This is a genomic window from Limnobacter olei (genome assembly GCF_029087225.1).
In the GTDB taxonomy this organism is placed as follows: Bacteria; Pseudomonadota; Gammaproteobacteria; order Burkholderiales; family Burkholderiaceae_B; genus Limnobacter; species Limnobacter olei.
The window spans coordinates 1-886 of the sequence record NZ_JARFJD010000057.1; the positions used below are offsets into that span (position 1 = coordinate 1).

General features: G+C 51.5%; 2 protein-coding genes. Both read left to right on the forward strand.

Annotated elements, in window-relative coordinates; genetic code table 11:
- Positions 1-232, forward strand: a 232-nt coding sequence (locus tag PY990_RS16280; RefSeq protein WP_275272487.1) for a transposase domain-containing protein, incomplete at its 5' end; no start/stop codon positions are given.
- Between the two features lie 55 nt (positions 233-287).
- The gene (locus tag PY990_RS16285) at positions 288-863 is read left to right on the forward strand and encodes a plasmid pRiA4b ORF-3 family protein (protein WP_275272488.1); all 576 of its coding nucleotides are present in this window, start codon (positions 288-290) and stop codon (positions 861-863) included.
- Positions 864-886 lie beyond the last annotated feature (23 nt).

Genomic DNA, 886 nt, shown 5'->3' on the forward strand with positions numbered 1-886 from the left:
CTGGGTGGAGAACCAGATTCGTCCAATAGCGGTGGGTCGTAAAAATTGGTTGTTCGCCGGAAGCCTGCGCTCGGGGCAACGCAATGCGGCCATCATGAGCCTGGTTCAATCGGCCAAACTCAATGGACTGAATCCGCTGGAGTATCTGAAGGATGTGATGGATCGACTGCCCACGCAGCCGTACAGTAAAATTCAGGAATTGCTGCCGCACAATTGGTCTGCTTCCAAATGAACTGGTTCGTGACAGGCAGAGCGACTTATTAACTGCCTATCTGGACCAGATCATCGTGTTAACACCGCCAGCCTCAAAGACCAGTGTTTATCACCTTCGCATTGAAATGCTCGGAATTGAGCCCTTGATCTGGCGGCGAATCTGGGTTCCTGGAAACATCAAACTACCCAAGTTGCACCGTATCTTGCAAATCGTGATGGGATGGGAGAATTACCACCTGCACCAGTTCCATGTTGGACCATGGCTGTATGGAGTGCCAGATCCCGATGGATTTTACGATCCTGAGAATTTCAAAAACGAGAAATCCGTGACCCTTGACATGATCGCCCCCGACAGGGGCGACAGCTTTGTCTATGAATACGACTTCGGCGACGGATGGCAGCACAAAATCAAGGTGGAAAAGATCGTTCCGATTGACGAGCAAAACTTCTGGTCCATGTGCGTCGCTGGGGAACGCTCAGCGCCGCCAGAAGATGTTGGTGGTGTTGGTGGGTATATGGATTTCCTGGAGGCAATGCACAATCCAACCCATCCCGATCACAAACAGGTGTGGGCGTGGAACAGCGGCCCGTTTGATCCCAACGGATTTGATCTGAACACCGTCAACAAGCAACTCATGAAAATCAAGTGAGTTCAAGACGGGTTTGCTGGGGG